The organism is Corynebacterium sp. CQ3829_602738 (assembly GCF_054478435.1).
Genome location: NZ_CM137003.1, coordinates 2137972 through 2160696 on the forward strand (window position 1 = coordinate 2137972; position 22725 = coordinate 2160696).

A 22725-nucleotide genomic window follows, 5' to 3' on the forward strand; every position below is an offset into this window, starting at 1 on the left:
ACCGCCCAGTTTCGCCGCCAAACGCTCTTCCCCCTCTTCCCCGCAAATGGTGAAAGGCCGATGGTGAATCCGTCCCAGATCGGCAGATTTTCACCACTTGGTTTTCACCATCTGCGGCTAGACCCTCAGCCTTGCCGCCAAAGCTGCGGGGAAGAACTCCTGCCGGGATGGTCCCTTCGGTTGGTAGAGGCGCGGAACCTGGCGCGGGGTCTGTGACTCCACTTCGAGCATGTCCAGGACGCGGCGCACTACAAGCACCTCGTTACGGTCGATCTCTTTAGGGGTCACGCGAATGACCTTGAACCCCTGCTCCTTCAGCCAGTTCTCGCGGTTGATCTGTTTCGCGTACGCTTCTGCCGGCTTCTTCTTCGTCTTCTCCCAACCGTCGACTTCAATGATCAGATCACCAAAGAGGAGGTCCACCCGGTACGGGCCGATGATCACCTGGGCGTGGCACTTGATGCCGTAATTTTCCAAGATGAGACGCAGCAGCGTTTCGTAGGTCGACTCTGAGCGGTTAGTCGCTTTGGCAAGCGCATGTCGCGCCTTTCCAATGCCCTTCGTCCCCCTCATGCGCTGCATCATTGCGGCGCATTCCTCACGGATGAGTTCGGCCTCGGAGTCTGAGCATCGCGTCAGCAGGCTTTCAAAGGCGATTATTCCGGACCGTTCCCCGGAGCTTCGCGCGATGTCGATGGCGGTGCGGATTGCGTTGGTGAACCTTACGCCCGCGCGATCGAACACGTCCTCATCCGGGACGGCCATGCGTTTGTATTCGATGCCCGGGCTCTGCGCCTTCGCCGACGGTGGCTTTCCGCTCGGAAGCGCGACCTGCACGCCTGGTTTGGTGTCGTAGTGCACCCACACTCCGCAGACCCGCGCAGCCGAAAAGCCCACGAGGACCGCCTTGGTGCTTTGCCTGGATGCGGCGCAGCACCGGAGAAACTCCTGCTCATACGGCTCCAGCTTTTTCCACTCTGACGCTTCGACGTAGAGCGATTTGGTCAGTTGGCGCAGCTTTCCGTTTCTGATGCGGGAGTGCGTGGTGTGGTCGTTGGCGGTGACCCTGCGGACGTCGACAAGCATCTCCAGCAGCTCATTTTTGCGAGCGCCATCCATTTCGAACCCCCCGTTCGTTGTTCCCAGGGTGATCGTAGCTGAGGATCACGCACCCTGCACAGATGGTGAAAGGCCGATGGTGAATCCGCGCGGATCGGCAGATCTTCACCATCGGCCTTTCACCATTTACGGGAGGAGGGGCGGCGGAAGTGCGTGGAGGGGCGGGAGCCCAAGCCCGAGGCGCAGAACCCCCTACGCGTCGCGGGTCTCCAGCAGCACCACGCCGATGATCCACGCCGCCACGGCCCACACCGCGAAGATCAGAAGCGACACGGGCAGCGTCCAGTTCTGGGTGGGGCTGTTGGTCATGAACGCCATGAGGTTGCCAAACGGCAGGAATTTGGCCACGTCGGCGCCGTAGCGCGGGATGAAGCCGACGATGGATTCGATCAGCAGCATCATGCCCATGCCGGTGACCACGGCACCGGCGGTGTTGCGCGTGATCCAGCCGATGCCCTGCTGGAACAGGGTGATCAGGGCCATGCCGAGGGGAATGGCCCACAGGGCGCGTCGAGAGGCGGTGTTGGTCAGCCAGTGCGCGGACACGGGCGCGGTGAGGTCGCCGATGGTGAAGGCGACGGCAAGCCCCAGGAAGGTCGCCAGCGCAGCCAAAACAGCCCCGAGCACAAGCTTTGCGACGGCCACCTGCCACCGCTTCGGCGCAACCCTGAAGTTCGTCGGCGGGATGCCGAACCGGTACTCGGTGGTCACGGTCATGGAGGCCTGCACGATCACGACGATCGCGGTGATCAGCGCCATCGTGGCGGCCACGGTCAGGGGGGCGTACGGCATGCCGCCGAGTTTGGAGGCGAAACCGAACAGGGCACCGAAGAAGGCGCCGAAGACGAGGATCAGCGCGGAGTTCCACCAGAAGGAGGCGGTGGAGCGCAGTTTGGTCCACTCGGCGGGAAACAGGTTAAGCATTGGTACCTCCGGAGACGTACTGGGCGTGGCCCTCGGTGGATTGCATGTAGGCATCTTCGAGGGAGGCGCGGCGCTCGGCAAGCTCGGACAGCGGCACCCCGGCGGCGAAGGCGACGCGGCCGACGTCGTCGGAGGTGCGGTCCGGGATCTCGAACACGTCGCGGCCGTCGGCGTCGGCCGCGCGCTTGAACGGCATGGCCACATCGGCGTGCTGCAGCGCCGCGGCCAGCGCCGCGGCGGCGTCCTCGGTGGGGGTGCGCACGATGGTGGTCACGCCGGAGTTTTCGCGGATGAACTCGGCCACGGACGTGTTGGCCACCAGGCGGCCGCGGCCGATGATGATCAGGTCTTCGGCGGTCTGCGCCATCTCGGCGAGCAGGTGGGAGGACACCAGCACGGTGCGCCCCTCGGCGGCGAGGGACTGCAGCAGCTCGCGCACCCAGCGGATGCCGGCGGGGTCGAGGCCGTTGACGGGCTCGTCCAGGATCAGGTATTCCGGGTCGCCGAGCAGCGCCGCCGCGATGCCGAGGCGCTGCCCCATGCCCAGGGAGAATCCGCCGACGTTCTTGCCGGCCACATCCGTCAACCCCACCAGCTCGAGCACCTCGTCGACGCGGGTGCGCGGCAGCCCGGCGGCTTGCGCTTGCCAGAGCAGGCTGGCGCGGGCGGAGCGGTTGGGGTGGACACCTTTGGCGTCGAGAAGCGCGCCCACTGTGCGCGACGGATTTTGCAGCGAGCGGTAGGGCACGCCGTTGATGTGCGCGGTGCCGGATGTTGGGCGGTCCAGCCCCAGAATCATGCGCATGGTGGTGGATTTCCCTGCGCCGTTGGGGCCGAGGAAGCCGGTGACGACGCCGGGTTTGACGGTGAACGTGAGGTCGTCAACCGCTTGGACGGCGCCGTACCGTTTGGTCAGGCCTTGCACTTCAATCATGCGGTTCAGTATGCACCATGGCTTTAGCGAGCACATTGCTTAGCGACGCCGCAAAGCCCGGGTGCAGCTCAAACCCCGAAACCTCCGCCAGGGGGACCCAGCGCAGTTCCTCCGACTCTTCGTTGGCGGTCACGGCAAGCGGTGCGTCGCACAGCGCGATGACGGTGGTGTAGCTCCACTCCGGCAGGTCCGTGGTGACCAGCTCTTCGACCACGTCGATGAGCTGCGGGTCGATGGCGCACTCCTCCACGGACTCGCGCACCGCCGCCTGCGCTGGGGTTTCGTGGCTGTCGCGGGCGCCGCCGGGGATGCCCCAGGTGCCGCCCTGCGCGGTCCAGTCGGCGCGGTGCTGCAGCAGCACTTTCGCGTCCGCTCCGCTACCGGCGACGAGGAAGAGGCCGGCGGCGCCGAAGCGCCCCCAAAGTTTTGTGCCGTCGGGTGTGGTGACCCAGCCGTTTCCGTCGCCAAGCATGGCCCCCACTGTAGGCGCGAACAGTTATTATTGCGGAATGGTGACGCAAAGCAGGCCGAGCGACGACGCGTGGCTCGACGAGCTTGAAGCGCGCCCTGCGCATCCGCGCCTGCACGGCGTCCTCCACGGCCCGCTGGCCGGTCCCGTTCGCATGGGCCGGCGCGGCCACGCGTTCGCGCGGACCACCCCCGGCAAGCTCATCGTGGTGATGGTGCTGCTGACCGCCATGCTGCTGGCGGCGGGGCTGTCCATGAGCCAGTCCATGGCCGGCCGCAACCAGGCGCTGGACACCGTGCGCGAGGCGACGGAGCCGATGAGCGCGGCGGCGCACCTGCTGTCCACCTCGCTGCTGCGCGCGGACACCATCGCGGCGGGCGGATTTGTCCAGCCCGGGCCGCTGTCGCACGAGGACGTGCAGGCCTACTCCGCAGCGCTCGACACGGCGGTCAGCTCCGCCGGCGAGATTTACAAGGGCGCGGTGGAGGCCAACACCGCCACCAGCGAGCGCATCGAGCAGCTGGTCAGCGACATCCAGCGGGACCTGCCGGTCTACGCCGGCCTGAACGAGCGAGCACGCGTGAACCAGCGCATGGGCAACCCGGTGGGCGTGGCGTACATGTCCGAGGCATCCAGCATCATGCGCACCCGTTTGCTGGTGTCCGCCTCCGAGATCAACGCGCTGACCCGTGAAGACGTGGCCAAGGAAATGCGACGCTTATCCGAGCCGCAGTGGGTGCCGCTGTCCGGTCTGGCGGCGGCACTCGGGTTCCTCGTGCTCGCCCAGTGGTGGCTGTGGCGGGTGTTCCGCCGCCGCCTGAACAAGGGTTTCCTCGCTGGCACCCTCGCGGTGGTGGTGGCGCTGAGCTGGGCGGGCGTGTCCAACTACCAGTCCTGGCGCAACGGTTCGGTGGAGTACGAGCGGGCTGCGAAGCCCTGGGAGGAGCTCACCGCCGCCCGCTTCGACGCGCTGGAGACGCGCACGGACGAGACGTTCGCGCTGCTGCGCCGCCAGTCCGTGGTGCATTCGTCGCGGGCGTTCGACGGCACGTATGCGTCGGTAAGCGCGGCGCTCGAGACCGCAGAGGAGTACGGCGGGGAGCAGCAGCTTATCGACGACGCACGCGACGCCCTGCGCACCTGGGCCTACGAGCACAACGAACTCGTCGGCGCGCTGAACACGGGCAGCTACGAGCAGGCGGCGGCGCTGCTGGCCTCAGGCGGCGGGGCGGGCGAGGCGCCGTTCAGGGAACTGGACGCGACGCTGTCCAAGCTCATCGCGTCGTCGAGGGAGGGCACGCAGGCGTACATCGACGCCTCGCTGGACGCGACGCGGCAGGTCTCCGCGGTGGTGGCGCTGCTGTCCGTTTTGGCCGTGGTCTGCACGTGGCTGGGCATCCGCAGAAGGCTGGGTGAGTACCTGTGAGAAGGACATGGACCGCGTGCGCGGCGGTGCTGGCGCTGGGGCTTTCGGGGTGCTCGGACGAGCCGACCCCGGTGCGCGCCACCATCGTCCCGGAGCAGGAAACCTCCACTACCCGCGAGCTGTTGCCGCTGCCGCCCGGCGCGGCCCTCGAGGACGCGCAAGGGGTGCCGGCGGAGCCGTACGTGCCGGCGAAGCTGGACTGGGAGGGCTCGCTCAATCCGCGCAACGCCGAGGACGCCACCCCGAACCTGGACCGGATCAAGCGCCGCGGCCGGCTAGTGGTGGGCATCGACCAGTCCCTGTACCTGCTGGCGTTCCGGGACACCGCAAGCGGTGAGCTGCGCGGGCTGGAGGTGGACCTCGCCCGGGCGATCGCGGAAGACATTTTCGACGAGGAGCACACCGGGATCAACCGCCTGGACCTGCGGTTTGTGGACTCGGCTTCGCGCGCCGAGGCGCTGAACAACGGCGAGGTGGACATCGTCATCCGCACCATGTCCATCACGCCGGAGCGCGCGAAGTCGATCGATTTTTCCACCCCGTATCTGACCTCTGGCGTGCAGGTTCTGGTGCCGCGGGACCGGGGAGTGGACGACATCAACCAGCTGGGCGGCAAAACGGTGTGCATCGTCGACGGCACGAACCTGACCCAGATCGCGCGCACGTTCACCCCGCACTCGAATATTTTGCGCACCCGCTCCTGGTCCGACTGCTTGATGGCCACTCAGCAGTTCCAGGCGGACGCGATCGTGGCGGACGATTCCATCCTGGCGGGCCTGTCCGCGCAGGACCCGTACGCGACGATCCTGCCGGGCACGCTGGCGACGCAGTACTACGGCGTGGGCATCCCGAAGGGCCAGACGGACCTGGTGCGGCAGGTCAATTCGACGCTGGAGCGGATGCGTAACGACGGCACGTGGTACGAGCTCTACTCCACCTGGCTCGGGGGCTCCATCGCGGAGTCCTCCCCGCCGCCGCTGATGTACCGGAAGGAGGAGCAGTGAGCACTGAGCAGGATTCGCAGGACCCGCTGGAGCAGCGCACCGAGGCGGTCCCATTCGACCCGTTCGCGGATGAGGACGACGCCGAGCCGGGCACCGAGGCCGTCGCGTTCGACCCCTTCGCCGACGACGATGACGAGGACGGCTGGGACTCCGACGGCGAGACGGACTACTCCGCCATGGGCGAGATGGCCGGCCTGCTCAAAGACTTGGACAAGCTGCGCAAGGGCGGCAACCGCGAGGACCCCTCGCAGCGCTCGCGCCGGCTCGCCCTGGACACGTTCCGCGAGCGCCGCGGCACCCGGCGCGCCACCCGCGTGGTCGCCGACGGCATGGTGGAGCTGCCCTGGGTGGAGCCCACCGAGCCGAAGGAAGCGCTGATCGACCCGGAGCCGGCCGTGGTGAAAAAGGGCATCGCCCCGCCGGTGCTCAACCCGGGCGACGTGGTGGCCAGCCAGTACGAGATCATGGGCGTGATCGCCCACGGCGGCATGGGCTGGATCTACCTGGCCCAGGACCACCACGTGGCGGGCCGCGTGGTGGTGCTCAAGGGCCTGCACTCCACGGACAACCCGGACGAGGCGGCCGCCGCCGCTGCCGAGCGCGAGTTCCTGGCGGAGATGACCCATCCCGGCATCGTGCAGATCTACAACTTCATCGACGACCCGCGCGTGCCCGGCGGGTTCACCGTCATGGAGTACGTGGGCGGGCCGAGTTTACGGGCATGGCGGAATGCGTCGACAAGCAAAGTGCTCCAACCCGACATCGCCATCGCCTACATGCTCGAAGTCCTGCCGGCGCTGGACTACCTGCACTCGCGCGGGGTGGTGTACAACGACCTGAAGCCCGACAACATCATCGTCACCGAAGACCAAGTCAAGCTGATTGACATGGGCGCGGTCTCCGGCATCGGCGCCTTCGGGTTCATCTACGGCACGAAGGGGTTCCAGGCGCCGGAGGTGGCCACCGAAGGGCCGTCCGTCGCCTCCGACGTGTACACCGTGGGCCGCACCTTGGCGTCGCTGGTGGTGGACCTGCCGCAAACCGACGGCGTGTACGACCTAGGCATCCCCTCCCCCGCCGACGAGCCGCTGTTCCGCCAGTACACCTCCCTGTACCGGCTGATCACGCGCTGCTGCAACGAGGACCCCGCGCAGCGCTTCACCAGCCTCACCGAGCTGGAGGCGCAGATGCTCGGCGTGCTGCGCGAGATCGTCGCCGTGCGCGACGGGCGCACCTACCCCGCGCAGCACTCCCTGTTCTCCCCTCAGCGTACGACGTTCGGCACCAAACACCTGGTGTTCCGCACCGACCAGCTCATCGACGGCATCGCCCGCAGCGTGGACATCACCCCGCAAGAGGTCGTCGCCGCGCTACCGTCGCCGCTGGTCAACCGCGACGATGTCGGCGCCGCCATGCTCCAGGGCTCCTCGTATGCCGAACCACGCGAAACGCTGGAGACGCTGCGCCAGGCCATGACCACCCCGCAGTACGAGCACTCCATCGAAATCCCCTTCGGCGTCGTGCGCACCATGATCGACCTCGGCCTGACCACCCAGGCGCGCGCCTGGCTGCGCTCGCTTTCGGAGCGCTTCGGCGACAACTGGCGCTACTCCTGGTACGCGGGCGTCGTGGAGACGCTCCTGGGCGACTTCGCCTCCGCGAAGGGTTCGTTTTCCCAGGTGCTCAACCAGCTGCCCGGCGAGGCCGCACCCAAACTCGCGCTCGCCGCAGTCAGCGAGCTCATCCTGCAGGAGGGCGGGTATCAATCGAGCGCACTGCTTCACGACGAGCTCTCGCCCGCCGCCGCCGGCCTCACCCACCACCTCCGCGACGTGCCGGACGCCGTGTTCGAGCGCATGGCCGCCGACGGAGCCACAGACAACACGTGGTCGCTGACCGTGACCGCCCCCGAAGGCCTGCGCTTCCACGCCACCCGCCTCTACGCCCTGGTGTGGATGACCAACCCCACCACCGTCTCCTCCGCGTTCGGCCTGGCTCGGATGCTCATGTGCGAAGGCGAAGTGGAGTTGGCGATCAAGGCCCTGGACAAGGTGCCCAACGCGTCGCGCCACTACCGGATGGCGCAGCTGACCGCCATTTTGTGCCTGGTTGCCGAGGGCGCCACCGAAGACCACATCCGGCTCGCCGCCCGCCGCCTCGAGCAGATCCCCTCCACCGAGCCGCGCTTCTTGCAGATCAAGGTCGCCGTCATCGAGGCCGGCCTGACGTACCTGCGCGCCCACCAGGCCTCCACCAACGTGGCGCTGTTCGAGTACCCCTTCACCATCCGGGGCCTGCGCCGCGGCCTGGCCCAGACGTTGCGGGACCAGGCCCGGGTGGCGCCGTACCCGAAGCACCGGTACGCGCTGGTGGACCTGGCCAACAAGGTCCGCCCCGCCACCTGGTTCTAGGGGTTTGGGTTCGGGGGTTTGGGCGGCGGAGACCGAGCGGGGCGGCGGCCCGCCGACGCATCGCGGCGGAATCTGTCAGGCGGGCCTTATCGTCCCTGGTCATCGCAAACGGCCGCCGTAATCTGTCAGGATTACGGCGGCCGTTTCGGCGGGGGTGCTTAGATGAAGCCGCCCATCGCGGCTGCGGCGCCGCCGAGGCCGACAACCGCCAGGATCGCGATGATGATGCCCACTATCGCGCCGGTGCTGCCGCCGGACTCCTTGCCGCCCTTACCGGTCTCTCCGGTCTGGTTGTTCGGGGCCGGCTCGTTCCGGCTCGGGTTCTGCGTCGGGTTCGTGCCCGGCTTCGGCGCCGGAGCAGGCTGGGTCGCGCCGTTGAGCTCGGTCACGGCCGGGCGTCGATTGCCAGTCCGCACAGGCTGGTTGTTCTTGGTGGGCACCGGTGCCGGTTTGGCCAGGGTCGGCTTCGCCGGGTCCTTTTTGCCCACGGTGTCGCGCGCGGCCTGGAGGTGCTTGGAGTTCTTCTTCTCCAGGTCCTTGACCAGCTGGTCCATCTGCTCGGTGGTGTAGTTGAGCACGGAGAACTCGTTGGTCTCCTCGGCTACCAGGCGGCCGTCGGCGTTGAAGACGCGGAACTTCACCGGCATGGAGGAATCCTTGTAGCCGGCGGTGTTGGCAATCGGCACCTCGACGTTGTACTTGCCGTGCTCCTTGAGCACGCCTTCCACCGGGTAGGTCTTGCGGAACTTGCCGCCCGGGTAGTCCACCTGGAGGGTGAACTCGTGCAGGTCAAGGCCCAGGTTGGACAGCTCCAGGTGCACCTTGGAGTCGGAACGGTTGGCGATAATGACGTTCTTCACGCCGTCGCGCTCGCCCAGCACGCGGATGCCGGCCTTGCCGTTGTTCTCCTCCGCAGCCATGAGCACGAGCTCATCCACTTGCGGGTGGCTGTGTCCGGACTCGGACGGGTCCTCGGACACGCCGGTGGAGCCGGTGGCCTTGGCGATCTCGCCGTTGACGATGTCCAGGTTCTGCCAGTCCGGTGCGATGTCGTAGCTGCCGGTGAAGCACTTGGCGGTGCCGTCGTAACAGGCCTGCGGAATGCTGGTGTTGTCGTTGTCTGTGGAGTTCTTGTCCGAGTAGTCGAAGTGGCTGAACTGGTACAGGTAGTTCATCACGGACTTGTACTTGGGCACGTAGGAGCTGTTCGGCTTGTCCACGTTGGACGCGCCAGAGTGGGTCAGGCCCAGGTTGTGGCCGAATTCGTGGAGGATGGTGTTGCGCATCTGCTCCTGGGACGTCATCAGGTAGTTCTTGGCCACGTAGAACGCGCCGTCGGAGATCAGGCCGTTGCCGGAGGACAGGTTGCCCGCCTCCTGCTGGTCGCCGATGATGCCCACGCGGAAGACGGACTGGCGTGCCCCGAGCAGGTTCTTGCGGTCCTTGACCAGGCGCACACCGGGCACCTCTGCGCGGCCGTTGCCGTCCTTGAAGTAGATCGGCGCGTACGGGATCGTGTCGCCGCCCTGCGGCGTGATGCCCGGGATGTTGCTGTAGTAGTCGCCGGCGTCGATGTGCAAGTTGTAGCCGCGGCGGTCGAACAGGTCCACCAGGTCGTTGAGGATCTTGCGCGACGGGCGGTAGACGTTCACGTTCGCGTCGGCGCACTCCAGGAACTCGCCGAAGTCCTTCTCCGTTGCCGCGTATTCGCGCTTCTCGGAGCAGCCCTTGGTCTCCCACTCGGACTGCATCCAGTTCAGCTGCAGGAACAGGTCCGGCTTGTTGGGGTCTGCACCCCAGCGGTGCAGCGGGAACTCGTTGCCGTCGGCGTCGGTGTAGCCGTTGATCTCCCAGTCGTCGGGGAGGCCGTCGCCGTCGGAGTCCTTCAGCGCTTCGTTGGCGTCGCCGGCGATGGTCATGCGTGCGCTGAGCCTATTGTCGTGGCGCTGCCACACGCCCGCGTAGTAGCGGTCGCCGTCGTTCCTGCCGGCTTCTGCGGCCTGCTGGCTTTCACCGGTGCCGGTGGTGTCGGCGCCCTCGAACTTGGTGTTCAGCTTGTAGCGGCTGCCCACGTCGATGGTGTACTCGTTCGGGCCCGCTTCCTCGGAGCTGAACGGGTAGTCGTAGGACATCAGCCCGTCCGTGAGCACCAGCTTCAGGTCCCGCTTGCTGTCGCTTTTCAGTTCCACCCGCACGTCCACGTTTGCGGGGGTGACGGTGAAGGTGCGCACGAGCTCCACGCCGAGGTTCGGGTCGGTGTGGGTGAGGGTGACCACGTCGCCCTCACTGTTGGAGGCGGGCTCCACCTTGGTCTTCTCGCCCGCGAACTCGACCTTCTGGCCGTCCGCGTAGGCGTCCAAGTAGAAAGCGGTGGGCATCAGGCCGTAGGTGAGGCTGTTGTACATCAGCCAGGACACTCGGCCCTTGTTCACGTCCACGTTCTGGAAGCCCTCGGCGGCGCCGGTGGTGACGCCGACCTGGTAGCTCTTGGACAGATCCACGGCCGCATCGGCCTGGACCGGCAGCGTGACGCCGGCGGTGAGGCCTAGCGCGACAACAGCCGCGATTGCTCTTTTACCTGTGTGCATCATGTGTCCCTACACCCACTGCTCTAAAAAGTGTTGAAATTCATCGCAATTATCGTACAGAACCTTGCCAGCTGTACCCAACAAACCGAGCACCGCCAGCGCCCACACCCACGGCGAGGGCTTCGAGGAGCCATTGCTTTGCGACGACCCTCCGGCCGCAACGCCATCCACTTCCACCGTCACATTGAACTGGCCCGTGGAGCCGTCGGCGAAGCGCACGTTCACCGGGATCTGCTTGACCTGGCCGGCGGCGTCGGCCGGGACGCGGAACTCGAGCACGCCGCGGGCACGGTCCAACGAGACCTCCCAGCCCTCCGCGTCGAACTCGCCCAAGCTGAACGGATAGTCCGCGGCCTTCTTGGGCACCGGCAGCGTGACTCGTGTGGTGAAGTCGGGGCGGCCGACAGCGGAGACGTCGTCAAGCAATGTGCTCTCGGCGAGCGTGCTCATGCCGGACTTGGTGCGGACCTCAACCCGCGCCGAGGTGATCGTGCTCGAGGAATCCTCGAACGTGACCTGGACCGGAATGTCGCGCGGGCCCGGGACGGTGCCGTCGTAGCTGACGACGGTGAGCTCGCCCGTCACCGGATCGATCTGCGTGCGCAGCCCCGGGATCGGCTTGACCAGGGAGAACGACGCCCCCGCGACGCTCGGCCGCAAAATTGCGGTCTGGCCAGCGTTGATGACCACACGCGGGTACTCCACATTCGCCACCGCCGCGGTGCCGCGCACGGTCGTTGCCGGCACCTCGACGACGCGCTGCGAACCGTCCGCGAACGTCACCACAACCGGAATCAGCGCCGCCTGCGGGTCGTCCTCGTCGCCGTTGCGGGCGACCGTGATCTCGCCCGTCTTCGGATCAACAGACACCTGCCAGCCCTGCGCGTCGAAGGACGCGGCCAGCGCGTAGGTCGTGCCCGCCGGGGCCTGGCTCGGCGCCACCGTGACTGGGGTGCCGGCCTCGGTGACCTTGACCGGACGCCAGGACACCACCTGGTTTGCGGCCTCCGACTTAGTGGACACCGGCACCGTGATCTCCTGCGCGGAGCCGTCCGGAAGCGTCAGCTTCAACGGGATGTCAAAGTTCGCGCCAACCGGAGCATCCTCCGACACCTTCACGGTGATCGCGCCCGTTTCCGGATCAACCTCCACCGGCAGCGCCGTCAGGCCGGTCTGCTCGAAGGTCGCACCCGGGGGCATCGAGCCCGTGGGGAACATGCGGATGTTGCCGTCCGCGTCGAAGAACGGCTTGCCGTAGCCCGCGGCCTCGGTGGAGTCCGCCAACGACTGCCCCTTAAGCGCCGCGATGCGGGCGAAAACGGTGGGCTCGTTGTCCTTGTCCGAGACCGTGCCGTCGGAGTACAGCACCGTCACCGGGACAGTAATCTGCTCCGGGTGCTCCTCCGGGGCGGTGGCGTAGATGTTGCCGGTGTCCGGGTCGATGCTGATATCCCAGCCGTTGTAGGCCTTGTCCGCGCCGAGCTCGTTGCCCTTGTCGTCGAACACCGGGGCCAGCGCGTACTGGCCGATGTTCTGGCCGTCCTTGTTGACGGGGAACGTGCCGTCGAGAAGCGGCACCACAACAGTCTTGCCCGGCTGCGCGCCCAGGCCCTCCTGGTAGGCGGGGGCGTACGCCTCGTTCTGCGCGCCGGCGTCGACGTGGAAGACCGCGGTGGCCTTGCCCGTCGTGCCGTCCGGGTAGGTGAAGTCGACCGGGACCTCGATGGTCTCGCCCGCCGGGGTGCGCAGCGGCGCCTTCACAGTGACGACGCCGGTGTCCGGGTCGACGGTTCCCTCGGCACTCTTGGTGGAGAACTTCGTGCCGGCCGGAAGCGGCTGACCCTTGTACTCGATGCCGTCGCGGTCAATGGTGGCGATCGGCTGGCGGCTGGAGTTCGTCTTTCCCGCCTGGACGTAGGAGTCCTTGTACTTCACGCCGCTGATGCGGTCGGCGTCGCTCACCGGAGCGGTGACGTTGACCGTGATGATGTCGCGCTCCCCCGCTCCGGAAACCACGTCGACCGTGTACTCGCCCGGCTTGACGTCGCGGCCCGGCTCAGCCAACACCTGACCATCCGACGCCACGGACAGCCACTCCGGCGCATCGCCGTCGACGCGCACGTTGACGGTCGTGGACGGCTTCCGCGACGGCAGCGCCACCACCGTGGTGCCCGCCTGCACTTTCAGCTTCCCCCAGGCGAAGTCGTCGACCGACGGGGCGGGCTTCGCGGTGGTGGGCTTCGGGGTGGTTTGTTGTGCCGAAGTGGTCGGCTTCGGAGTGGTTTGTTGTGCCGAGGTGGGCTTGCCCGAAGTCGGCTGGCCAGCAGTCTGCTGTGCGGACGTGCCCTGGCCCGAAGTCGGCTTGGAGGTCGACGGCTTCGTAGTCGTCGACGTCGGTACCGGCTTCGTGGTCAGTCGGCCAGAGGTCGGCTTCGGAGCCGACGTTGTGGGCTGCGCGGACGTTCCCTGGCCAGACGTCGGCTGGCCAGCAGTCGGCTTGTTGTCCGACGTCGGCTTCGCAGTGGAAGTCGGCTTGCCCGAAGTCGGGGTTGCCGAAGTCGGCTGCGAGGTGCTCGGCTCAGAAGAACCCGGCGTCGACGGCTTCGTGGTCGTCGGCGCCGGCGTGCCCTGCCCCGACGTCGGCTGGCCAGTAGCCGGCTTGCCCGAAGGCGGAGTCGTCGGCTTCGGAGCCGACGTTGTGGGCTGCGCGGACGTTCCCTGGCCAGACGTCGGCTGGCCAGCAGTCGGCTTGTTGTCCGACGTCGGCTTCGCAGTGGAAGTCGGCTTGCCGAAAGTCGGGGTTGCCGAAGTCGGCTGCGAGGTGCTCGGCTCAGAAGAACCTGGCGTAGACGGTTTCGTGGTGGTAGCCGGGGTCGTTGCACCGTTGGTCGGCTCCGCCGGGGTGGGTTCCTCGGACGTGGTCTCCCCGGGGGCGGGGGCTTCGGTGTTGGTGGGAGAGGCTTCGCTCGCCGATAGGCTGCCTTCCTCTGCGACCTTGATGGCAATCTTGTCGCGCTTCACCTTGGCATCGTTGGTGATGATCTCGACATCGGCCTCGTAGTCACCCGGGGTCGTCGGCTTCCCGGTGATCTTGCTGTTCTCAGAATCGTAGGTGACACCGTCCGGGAGGTTGGTCACCTCAACAGAGGAAACATTCTCCGTCGGGATGGTGATGTCAACGAGCTGGCCAGCCTCAACCGGTTTCGGATCCGCAACAAAGTCTTCTTCGACCGGAGCGGGCAGGCCAGCGGAATCGTTGACAGTGATGGTGAAGGTCTGCTCAAGTGGGCCGTTGGCGCCTTGTATGACGTTGCCATCCTGTACCAACTGGGTTTTCACGTCAAAGGTGCCGGTTTTTGTCGGGGCCCCCTTCAGGAAAATGTGCTTGATGTTGCCGAAGTTGCGCTGCGTGGCGGTGATGCCTGCCGGCAGGGTCGACTCATCGATAGTCAGCCCCGACTTTCCAGGCGCCTTATTCACACGAATGTCGATAGTGTTGATTTGCTTTCCAGTCCAGAACACCTTGTCGCTCTGGTCGACGTACACCGGGTCGGGCTGCAAGCTAATCGAGGCCTCAACAAACTTGGTGGATTTGTCCTGGAAAGTGAACTCCACATTGATCGTGTCGGTCTCTGGGAGCTCAGCATTCGAATCTGGCGTGATTGAAATTTCACCCGTTGTCGAGTCGATCTTTGCACCCCAGCCTGGGTTCACACCATCAGCGAGGGCGTACTTGGTCGGCGGGTAGACGGTTAAACGATTCGTGTTTGGGCTGACCTTGGTCTCTTCACCGTATTTCACCGTGGTGGAGTCCGGGTACTTCACAAACGACTTTTGTGCGTCGGTCCGCTTTAAAAGCTGCGCCGACGCCTGCGACGCGGTCTGCGGGGCTGCAACCGGCTGGACGCCCGTCACCACAAGCGACAGGCCGAGCGCGCACGCGGCTACCGACGTCCCACGTCGTCGCGCAAATGCGCGGTCATGCTTTGTAGTCATTGCAAGACCCCTTTTCTGAAGCTTTCATCTATTGCCGACTCAATCAACAGCCAACAATACGGTTTTCTGCACCCGTAAATCTATAGCCCGCAAACCCATGAAGACAACACAATTATGGATTGTAGGCCCGCAAGGCACTCCGACAGAGGTCAGCGCAACCCTCTGCCCTGCCACGCCCGAGACCCCGAAAGTTTTGTGCAATCCATCACAACGCCCGGAATCATCATATGTTTGAGCGGGACACGGTCAATGCAGGCACTAGTAGATCAACCCACTACCGAACCCGCTTTTCAATATCACCTGGAGCAACACAAACTTGGACGCTTGATCTGCTAGTTGCAATTTCTGGGCAACCGGCACCACCAACACCCAGATCGCTGATCGTCTAGCAGCACCGCACGACCTGCTAGACGATCCGCAAAGCGGCTCTGCGTTTTCCAAGGTGATGATGGCATTAAGTTTCAGTAACAGGCTGACCGTCTAGCACCCGCCGCGCGCTGCTAGACGATCACGCAACAAGCAGCAGAAAGCCCCGGAACCAGGTCTCGCGACCTGGCACCGGGGCTGAAACCACCCAGGAAACACCCTCGAAAGAACTAAGCCGGACTACCCCACGCGGGCGGCCACGGCGGCGGCCTTCTGCGCGATGGCGAGCTCCTCGTTGGTGGGCACGACGAGGACCTTCACCTTGGAGTCGTCGGTGGAGATGATGCGCGGGCCGTCGTTGGGCAGGGCGTTCTTCTCCGGGTCGACTTCGATGCCGTACATCTTCAGGTTATCCAGGGCGTCCATGCGCACGTGCTGGTCGTTCTCGCCGACGCCGGCGGTGAACGTGATGGCGTCCACGCGCCCCAGGGCGATCATGTAGGAACCGATGAAGCGGCGCAGCTGGTTCAGGTAGACCATGTAGGCCAGCCAGGCGTTTTCGTTTTCTTCCTCGATCATGGCGCGCAGCTCGCGGAAGTCGTTGACGCCGGACAGGCCCTTCACGCCGGACTGGCGGTTGAGCAGGTTGTCAATCTCGTCGATGGACATGCCGCCCTGGCGCACCAGGTGGAAGATGATGCCGGGGTCGATGTCGCCGGAGCGGGTGCCCATGGCCAGGCCGGCCAGCGGGGTCAGGCCCATCGAGGTGTCAATCGGGTGCCCGTTGGCCACGGCCGACGCGGAGGCGCCGTTGCCCAGGTGCAGCACGATCTGGCGGGTGTGGTTCGGGTCGCGGCCGATCAGCTCCGGCACCTGGGAGGAGACGAACTCGTGGGAAGTGCCGTGGAAGCCGTAGCGGCGGATCAGGTTCTGCTCCGCCACCTCGGCGTTAATCGCGTACAGGGCGGCGGCCGGCGGCAGGTCGCGGAAGAAGCCGGTGTCGAACACCGCGACGTGCGGGATGTCCGGCAGCAGGGCGCGGGCGACCTCGATGCCGTCGATGTTGGCCGGGTTGTGCAGCGGCGCCAGCGGGATCAGGTCGCGGATCATGTCCACCACCGGATCCAGGATCAGCTCCGGCTCGGAGAAGACCATGCCGCCGTGCACGACGCGGTGGCCCGCGGCGACGATGTCGAGTTGCGTCGGGCCGATGCCTTTGGCGTCGAGAAGCTTGAAGGTTTCCTGCAGGCCGTCGGCATGGGTGGGCACGGCCTTTTGCACGACGAACTTCTGGCCGTCGTACTTGATGGTGATGCGGCCCTGCGGCTCGCCGATCTGCTCAACCAGGCCGGAGACGAACGGGTCCGCGGACGCGTCCGAGGTCGGGTCGACGATCTGGAACTTGATGGAGGAAGAACCGGAGTTAATAACGAGTACGTAGGACATTTACTTCGCCCCCGCCTGAATCGCCGTGATAGCCACGGTGTTGACGATGTCCGGCACGGTCGCGCCGCGGGACAGGTCGTTGACCGGCTTGTTCAGGCCCTGCAGCACCGGGCCGACAGCGAGCGCGCCGCCGGTGCGCTGGGCGATCTTGTAGCCCGCGTTGCCCGCCTCCAGGTCGGGGAAGATGAACACGTTGGCCTGGCCGGCGACCGGGGAATCCGGGGCCTTCTTCTTACCGACGCCCGGGTCGCAGGCGGCGTCGAACTGCAGCGGGCCGTCGATGGCCACATCCGGCGCGAGCTCCTTGGCCTTCGCGGTTGCCTCCACGGCGCGGTCCACGTCCGGGCCGGAGCCGGAGGTGCCGGTGGAGTAGGACAGGATGGCCACCTTCGGGTCGATGCCGAACTGCGCGGCGGTCTGCGCCGACACGGCGGCGATCTCGCCGATCTGCTCCGCGGTCGGGTTCGGGTTCACCGCGCAGTCGCCGAACGCCCACAGGCGGTCCTGCATGACCATGAGGAAGATCGAGGACACCACGGACGCGCCCGGGGCGGTCTTGATGATCTGGAAGGACGGCTTAATCGTGTGCGCGGTGGTGTGCGCGGCGCCGGAGACCATGCCGTCGGCAAGCCCCTTGTGCACCATCATGGTGCCGAAGTAGGAGACGTCCTTCATGGTCTCGCGCGCCTCTTCGATGGTCACGCCCTTCTTCTTGCGCAGCTCCGCGAAGTCGGCGGCGAACTCCTCGGCCAGATCAGATTCGAGGTGGTTGACCAGGTGCGCGCCGGACAGGTCCAGGCCCAAGTCGGCGGCGCGGCGGTTCATGTCGTCCACGTCGCCGAGGATGGTCAGCTCGGCCACGCCCTGCTTGAGCAGCTGGTCGGCGGCCTGCAGGATGCGGTCGTCCTCGCCCTCCGGCAGCACCACGTGCTTGCGGTTAGCCTTGGCCTGCTCGACCAGCTGGCGCTCGAACACCACGGGGCTCATCACCTGGCGGGCGCCGACGACCTCGACGTTGTCAAAATCGCCATTGCTTGTCGACGCCACGGTCGCCCCCAACTCCCCAATGCGCGCCTGCGCGAGCTTAGCCGCCGTTTCGTCGCCTGCGGCGAGCAGCACCGGGGCGCCGAGGGCTGCGGCGAGCTGAGCGTCGAAGTTGTAGTCGCCGGTGCCCGCGTACAGGGCCGGCTCCTCGCTGATCTGCTCGGAGTTGAAGATTTCTGCCACGCTGTCACCCGAAAGTCGCACCAGGGGCAGCTCCAAACGGCTGGCAAGCTGCTGCAGATCCAGTCCGTCGAAGGTGCGGTTTGCGAGGGTTACCAGCAATGATTGGCGTTGAGACATGGCTTCACCTTTCGTCGTGGGCAAACATGCAACAGTTTACCGGTGCGACCCCCGCCAAGACGAACTGAATGGTGTGATCTAATTCTCGCCGGGTTTGCCGTCGACGTTGTAGATCTCCCGGACGGCCTCATCGGTGCGCTGGCGGGCCTCCGCGGCGGAATCGGCCGTGGCGAGGACCAGGGTGCCGTCGCCAAGCATTCGCACCGTGACCTCCTCGACCGCCATGGCCGCAGCGAGCGCGGCCTGCGACGGGTGGCCCTCCAAGAAGCGCACCGCGCCCGGGCTGATCAGCGTCGAATCAATGGGCAGCCGCTGCGTGGCGTGTGCCTGCAGGTCGAACTGGTTGATGCGCTGGGTAACAAATGTGACCAGGCCGTCGCGGCTCGGGCGCGGTGTGACCTGGGAGAAGTACACGTCGTCGCCCGAGACGAACATCTCCACCGAGAAGATGCCGCAGCTGGCCAGCGCGCCGGTGATGCGCGCCGCGATCGAGCGGGCGTTATCCATCGCCGCCTCAGGCAGCGGCGCGGGCTGCCAACTTTCGACGAGCCGGCCTTCCCTGTGGCGGGTGCCAATCGGCTCGCAGAACCACGTGGCCAACTCGCCCGTGCTCGGGTCAATCGAGCGGGCCGCAAGAATGGTGACCTCGAAATCGAAGTCGATGAAGCGCTCCACCACCGCGCCCTGCCCCAGGCCTCGGTCGGCGGCGCGCCACGCGTCCGCGAGGTCCGCGTCGCTGTGCACGAAGCTGAAACCCTCGCCGTCCTTGCTGGTCGGCGCCTTGACCACGCACGGGTAGCCAATGCGCTCCACCGCGTCGTGCATCTCCTGCGGAGTCGCGGAGAACTCGTAGTCCAGGGTGGGAAGACCCAGCTCCTCGTTGGCCTGCTTGCGCACCGCCATGCGGTCCGCGGTGTGGCGGCACGCCTCCACCGACGGCGCCACCACCGCCCCGACACGTTGCGAGACCTCCTCGACCGTCTCGATCGTGTCCTCCGCATCGCCCGAGGTGACGATGATGCCCGGGTAGAACGCCTCCGCAATACTCGCGGCGCCGATGCGGGTGTCAAAGCCCATGCGCTTGTAGGCCTGCTCCAGGTCCAGCGCCATCGCGGACTCGCCCAGGATCAGTGCCCGGCGCGGCATCTCCGCCGGTTCCTCGCTGGTAGCGGGCGCGGCGGGGACGGTGGGGATAGCACCCGTGTCGTCGGCGGAGTGGTCGGTGGGGTGCTCTGCAGAGTGCGGAACAGTCATGGGAACGAATTATCCCACAGTTATGGATGCAGGCTGGTACGCAAACGCGTGAGCTGGGTAAATACCCCTCTAGTCCTGAGCCGGCGTCAACGCTCCCACAAGGTCAGACACCTGCTGTCGACGCCGGCGGAACGGGAGGGGGCGCTCGCCCTGCACCGTCAAGTTTTCTGCGAATCTATCCAGCTCGCTATTCGTCTCTTCCTCAAACCGATCTGCCAAAAACGCCGCAGCGGATGGACCGAGCAGCTGTCGGACCTTGCGCCCCAGTACAGCTGCCGCCATTCGGTCCGTTTCGCCGATTAGATCTTCATCTTCTACCTCGTCGAAATTGTCCCAGAGAAATTCATCCTCAGCTTCATACCAAGCAAGCACTAAAGCTAAGTCAGTCGCATCTTTGAAGACCCCACCTGAATGCCTGTCCAACCAGGCGTGAAGCTTCAACGCGGCAAACCCAGGCACGGTCGGAATACCAATCTTCATACCGTTGGAAAGAGAAAAGAACTCCCGAGCGTCAAAAACCTCTTGGAATCCGGCAACGTTCATCTCCCATCCTTTCCCCGACGCAACCGTCCCTGGCGGGCGTTCTACAGTCCCAAAGGGAACAACATCAACTGGAAGAGAACCAATGGTGAGCTTCTGCCAGGCATTCGACTTAGACGGAAAGAGTTCCCGCAATGTTTCAAACGGCTTCCATCCATCTACGGCGAGAGCGAGATCCACATCCTCGGTAGTTCTCGCCGGCAAAGTGTCGCGGTACCTCAGCTGGTGTATGTCACGACATTTAGCACCAATGAGCATCACGGCTTCTAAATCGACATGTTCGTTCAGTTCTTCAAACAAGACGCACAACTCTGCGTCTTCAAACTTCGTCACCAGTTCCCCCGATCGTTCATGCGCTGCCGAATCTCCTGAGCAATTTCAGCCAAACGCGGATCCCCCGCTGTCCACAGATCCGCATACAGCAGCGCAAGCGGGACCTGAGGCCGCCCACCTAAACTAGCGGATTCTTGCGCCACTACTAACGCTTGCTGCTGGACTACATCAAGATCCCAGAATGCCTGTCGTAGCGTAATAGTGCCTTCCGGGGAAGAACGGATCCTGCATGCACGTATGATTCGTGCAGCGTCATCCGGGTCTTCGAGGTACAGCTGCACTGATTCTCCGCCGCGAACCAGTTCCGGCACCGCCGCCTCGCCGCTTACCCAGACACCACCAAACTCTTCCTTCAAACGATGAATATCGCCGAACCCGCGGTAGATCTCGATATTCTTTCCTAACCCGGCCGGGAATGCGTCAGCCCACGACTCTGCAAAAGCGTCGAACCGATGACCGGCGAGGGCAAGCTCGGAACCGCGTGCGACCAAGTACCCAGTTTCCGCAAAGAGATTCAAAGCGTTGACAGTGGTTCCGAAAGAGACTCCGGATGCCTTTGCAATATCCCGCACCGACATCGACAACACTTCCGGATAGGACAATATGAGCGCGGCCACCTGCGCACGCTTGGGTGCAAACAGATTTACCGCACGTGTGGACCGGTTTGCTGTCTTCTTTCGGTCCGGCATTTCAGTGCGCCCACGAACATCGATCACCACCTGCCCTTCCCGAAAAAAACAATTCCCTCGGACATCGGCGAAAGCAGTTCCCGAACGCCTTAGGCGTTCTGCAACGGACGGCTGGATCTTCTCCGCAAGCACCATAAACCCGTCTCGCTCCAGGCGAGGCTGCTGCCGTGGACTAAATCCGCCCGTCGTCACAAATACGGGCAATTCAAAGGTCGACGAACCACCTTCCGTATCAACCGCGACGAGCGCATGTCCACACTGGCCACCTTCACAGGGGAAGGTTCTCAGCTTGGAAATACTCAACGGCAGTCTCTGACGCTCTAAAGCTTCGTTAATACGATGCCTCATATCCATATTGAGCAGCATACTTCACAAATAATGATCGATCATTAAAAGTGATCACACGGATCGGGGCGAGGAACTGCGGCGGCCCAACGACGAAGCGCCCCCGCCTCCCAGTGCGGGAAGCGGGGGCGCTCGGCTCGGCTAGGGACCGGGCCCTACTCGGTTACTTCTTCTCGGAAGAACCGGCGTAGGTCTTGCCGGTGGAGCCCTTCAGCTCGAGGTCCTGCACGGAGCTGCCAATGCCGCCGGGGGTGCAGTTGTCGTAGATGACCGTGCCGGTGAGGATGCCGGCGGCGATCAGTGCGAGGCCTGCGCCCACGGTTGCCACGTCCAGGCCGAACTGGCGCAGCTGCTTATTAATCACCTCGACCTGCAGCGCAATCTCCGGATTGAACACGCCCAGCTCCTGCTGGATCCGGGCGTTAGCCAGGCGGATCTGCTCGGAGTACTGCTCCACCACAGGGCTCAGGCCCGGGATGGCGGTCTGGGTGGCCAGGCCGATCGGGATCAGCGCCAGCAGCGGCAGACCGAAGCCGACGGAGGTGGCGATGCAGCGCTTGCGCTCGTCGTCGGTCAGGCCCGGCTTCTCCGGCTCCGGAGCCGGCTTCTCCGGCGCATCCTGGCCCTCGGACGGCGTGGAGTCCGCGTCGAACGGGTCGGACTTGCCCTCGATCTCGTCGCGGTTGGACACGCCGTCGCCGTCGAAGTCGCCGTTCGGGTCCAGGATGGAGCGGCCGTCCTGGCCCACCAGCTCGAACTTCGCCTCGCCGGTCAGCGGATCCTTCACGCCGTCGAGCGTGATGGTGCCGGTCGCGGACGGGTTGGCGATGCCGTCGAACTGCTTCACAAAGCCGTCCCAGGTGGTCTTGCCGTTCGGGAACTTCTCGGTGAAGGAATCCTGGAGCTGCTCGTTCGTCGGGGCCTGGCCGGTGATCACGCCGGAGGTGCCGTCGATAGTAAAGCTCCAGTTGTCCGCGCCCTTGGAGCCTTCGACCTCGGCGCCCACCACTGCGGCGGTGAGGTCCTGGCCCGCGAACGGATCCTTGGACGTGCCCTTCTCGCCCGGCTTCACCGCGGTGGCGTCGCCGTAGTTCGGGGCGACGATGTTGACGCGCAGGTCGTAGCCGTCCTTGTCGGTGACGCGTTTGCCGTCCTTGTCGCGCACGGCCACGAAGGCCTCGCGCGGGTCGGTGCCGGCCGGCACGGTCACCTTGATCTCGCCGGTCTCCGGGTCAATCTCGACGACGCCGCCCTCGATCTCCTTGCCAGAGCGGTCCACGAGCTTGCCGGTGTAGCCGCCGTCCTTGTCCGGGTTGTCCACGCGGCCGACAACGTGCGCGTTGCCGTCCGCCGGGACGTCCGGGGTGGTCACGGACGCGGTGTCGGAATCGTTGTCGTCACGGTTCTTCTCGTGGCCGTCCACCGGCACCTCGGCCTCGACTGCGCCGTTGGGCAGGTTCGGGTCGGTGACCGTGATCGGGCCGTCGACATCGGTACCAGGCGTCACATAAAGCAGTAGCCCCTGCCCTCCCATAAA

General features: G+C 65.4%; 15 protein-coding genes. 3 read left to right on the forward strand and 12 right to left on the reverse strand.

The features are described 5' to 3' along the window. Window positions 1-117 precede the first annotated feature (117 nt). The 4 genes from ACX1NL_RS10305 to ACX1NL_RS10320 form a co-directional block, all read right to left on the reverse strand. Window positions 118-1086, reverse strand: a complete 969-nt coding sequence (locus ACX1NL_RS10305; protein ID WP_458898097.1) for an endonuclease domain-containing protein — start codon at window positions 1084-1086, stop codon at window positions 118-120. 225 nt (window positions 1087-1311) lie between these two features. Beyond that, the gene (locus ACX1NL_RS10310; protein WP_458898098.1) at window positions 1312-2043 is read right to left on the reverse strand and encodes an ABC transporter permease; all 732 of its coding nucleotides are present in this window, start codon (window positions 2041-2043) and stop codon (window positions 1312-1314) included. Next, complete coding sequence (locus ACX1NL_RS10315; protein ID WP_458898099.1) at window positions 2036-2977, reverse strand: ABC transporter ATP-binding protein; 942 nt, start codon at window positions 2975-2977, stop codon at window positions 2036-2038. Before ACX1NL_RS10315 ends, ACX1NL_RS10310 begins: the two co-directional genes overlap by 8 nt. Continuing rightward, a complete protein-coding gene (locus ACX1NL_RS10320; RefSeq protein WP_458898100.1) occupies window positions 2970-3449 on the reverse strand; it encodes an NUDIX hydrolase in 480 nt (159 codons plus the stop codon). Before ACX1NL_RS10320 ends, ACX1NL_RS10315 begins: the two co-directional genes overlap by 8 nt. Window positions 3450-3486: 37 nt before the next feature. On the opposite strand from ACX1NL_RS10320, the gene ACX1NL_RS10325 reads away from it, so the two are divergent. Genes ACX1NL_RS10325 through ACX1NL_RS10335 form a run of 3 tightly spaced genes read left to right on the forward strand, consistent with a single transcriptional unit; the run spans window position 3487 to window position 8287 of the window. Further along, window positions 3487-4872, forward strand: coding sequence for an MCP four helix bundle domain-containing protein (locus tag ACX1NL_RS10325; protein WP_458898101.1), 1386 nt, complete (start codon window positions 3487-3489; stop codon window positions 4870-4872). Further along, on the forward strand, window positions 4869-5876 hold the full coding sequence (locus ACX1NL_RS10330; RefSeq protein ID WP_458898102.1) for a glutamate ABC transporter substrate-binding protein: 1008 nt from the start codon (window positions 4869-4871) through the stop codon (window positions 5874-5876). Before ACX1NL_RS10325 ends, ACX1NL_RS10330 begins: the two co-directional genes overlap by 4 nt. Continuing rightward, window positions 5873-8287, forward strand: coding sequence for a serine/threonine protein kinase (locus ACX1NL_RS10335; protein WP_458898103.1), 2415 nt, complete (start codon window positions 5873-5875; stop codon window positions 8285-8287). The genes ACX1NL_RS10330 and ACX1NL_RS10335 overlap by 4 nt, the downstream gene beginning before the upstream one ends. A 158-nt stretch (window positions 8288-8445) precedes the next feature. Here the strand turns inward: ACX1NL_RS10335 and ACX1NL_RS10340 are convergent, their stop codons facing one another. From ACX1NL_RS10340 to ACX1NL_RS10375, 8 genes are all read right to left on the reverse strand, one after another. After that, window positions 8446-10878: a zinc metalloprotease gene (locus tag ACX1NL_RS10340; RefSeq protein WP_458898104.1), complete on the reverse strand. Its 2433-nt coding sequence runs from the start codon at window positions 10876-10878 to the stop codon at window positions 8446-8448. Between the two features lie 6 nt (window positions 10879-10884). Next, window positions 10885-14871 (reverse strand): Rib/alpha-like domain-containing protein, encoded by a 3987-nt coding sequence (locus ACX1NL_RS10345; RefSeq protein WP_458898105.1) that lies wholly within the window; start codon window positions 14869-14871, stop codon window positions 10885-10887. A gap of 606 nt (window positions 14872-15477) precedes the next feature. Further along, window positions 15478-16683, reverse strand: a complete 1206-nt coding sequence (locus ACX1NL_RS10350) for an acetate kinase (RefSeq protein WP_458898106.1) — start codon at window positions 16681-16683, stop codon at window positions 15478-15480. Continuing rightward, window positions 16684-18027 carry a phosphate acetyltransferase gene (gene pta, locus ACX1NL_RS10355; RefSeq protein ID WP_458898107.1) on the reverse strand — a complete coding sequence of 448 codons (1344 nt, stop codon included), beginning with the start codon at window positions 18025-18027 and terminating at the stop codon, window positions 16684-16686. A gap of 78 nt (window positions 18028-18105) precedes the next feature. Next, a complete protein-coding gene (locus ACX1NL_RS10360; protein WP_458898108.1) occupies window positions 18106-19281 on the reverse strand; it encodes an ATP-grasp domain-containing protein in 1176 nt (391 codons plus the stop codon). A 69-nt stretch (window positions 19282-19350) separates the two neighbouring features. After that, a complete protein-coding gene (locus tag ACX1NL_RS10365) occupies window positions 19351-20154 on the reverse strand; it encodes a hypothetical protein (protein WP_181889142.1) in 804 nt (267 codons plus the stop codon). After that, window positions 20151-21197, reverse strand: coding sequence for a type IV toxin-antitoxin system AbiEi family antitoxin (locus ACX1NL_RS10370; protein WP_181889143.1), 1047 nt, complete (start codon window positions 21195-21197; stop codon window positions 20151-20153). The genes ACX1NL_RS10365 and ACX1NL_RS10370 overlap by 4 nt, the downstream gene beginning before the upstream one ends. 154 nt (window positions 21198-21351) lie before the next feature. Beyond that, window positions 21352-22695, reverse strand: coding sequence for a hypothetical protein (locus tag ACX1NL_RS10375; protein WP_458898109.1), 1344 nt, complete (start codon window positions 22693-22695; stop codon window positions 21352-21354). Window positions 22696-22725 lie beyond the last annotated feature (30 nt).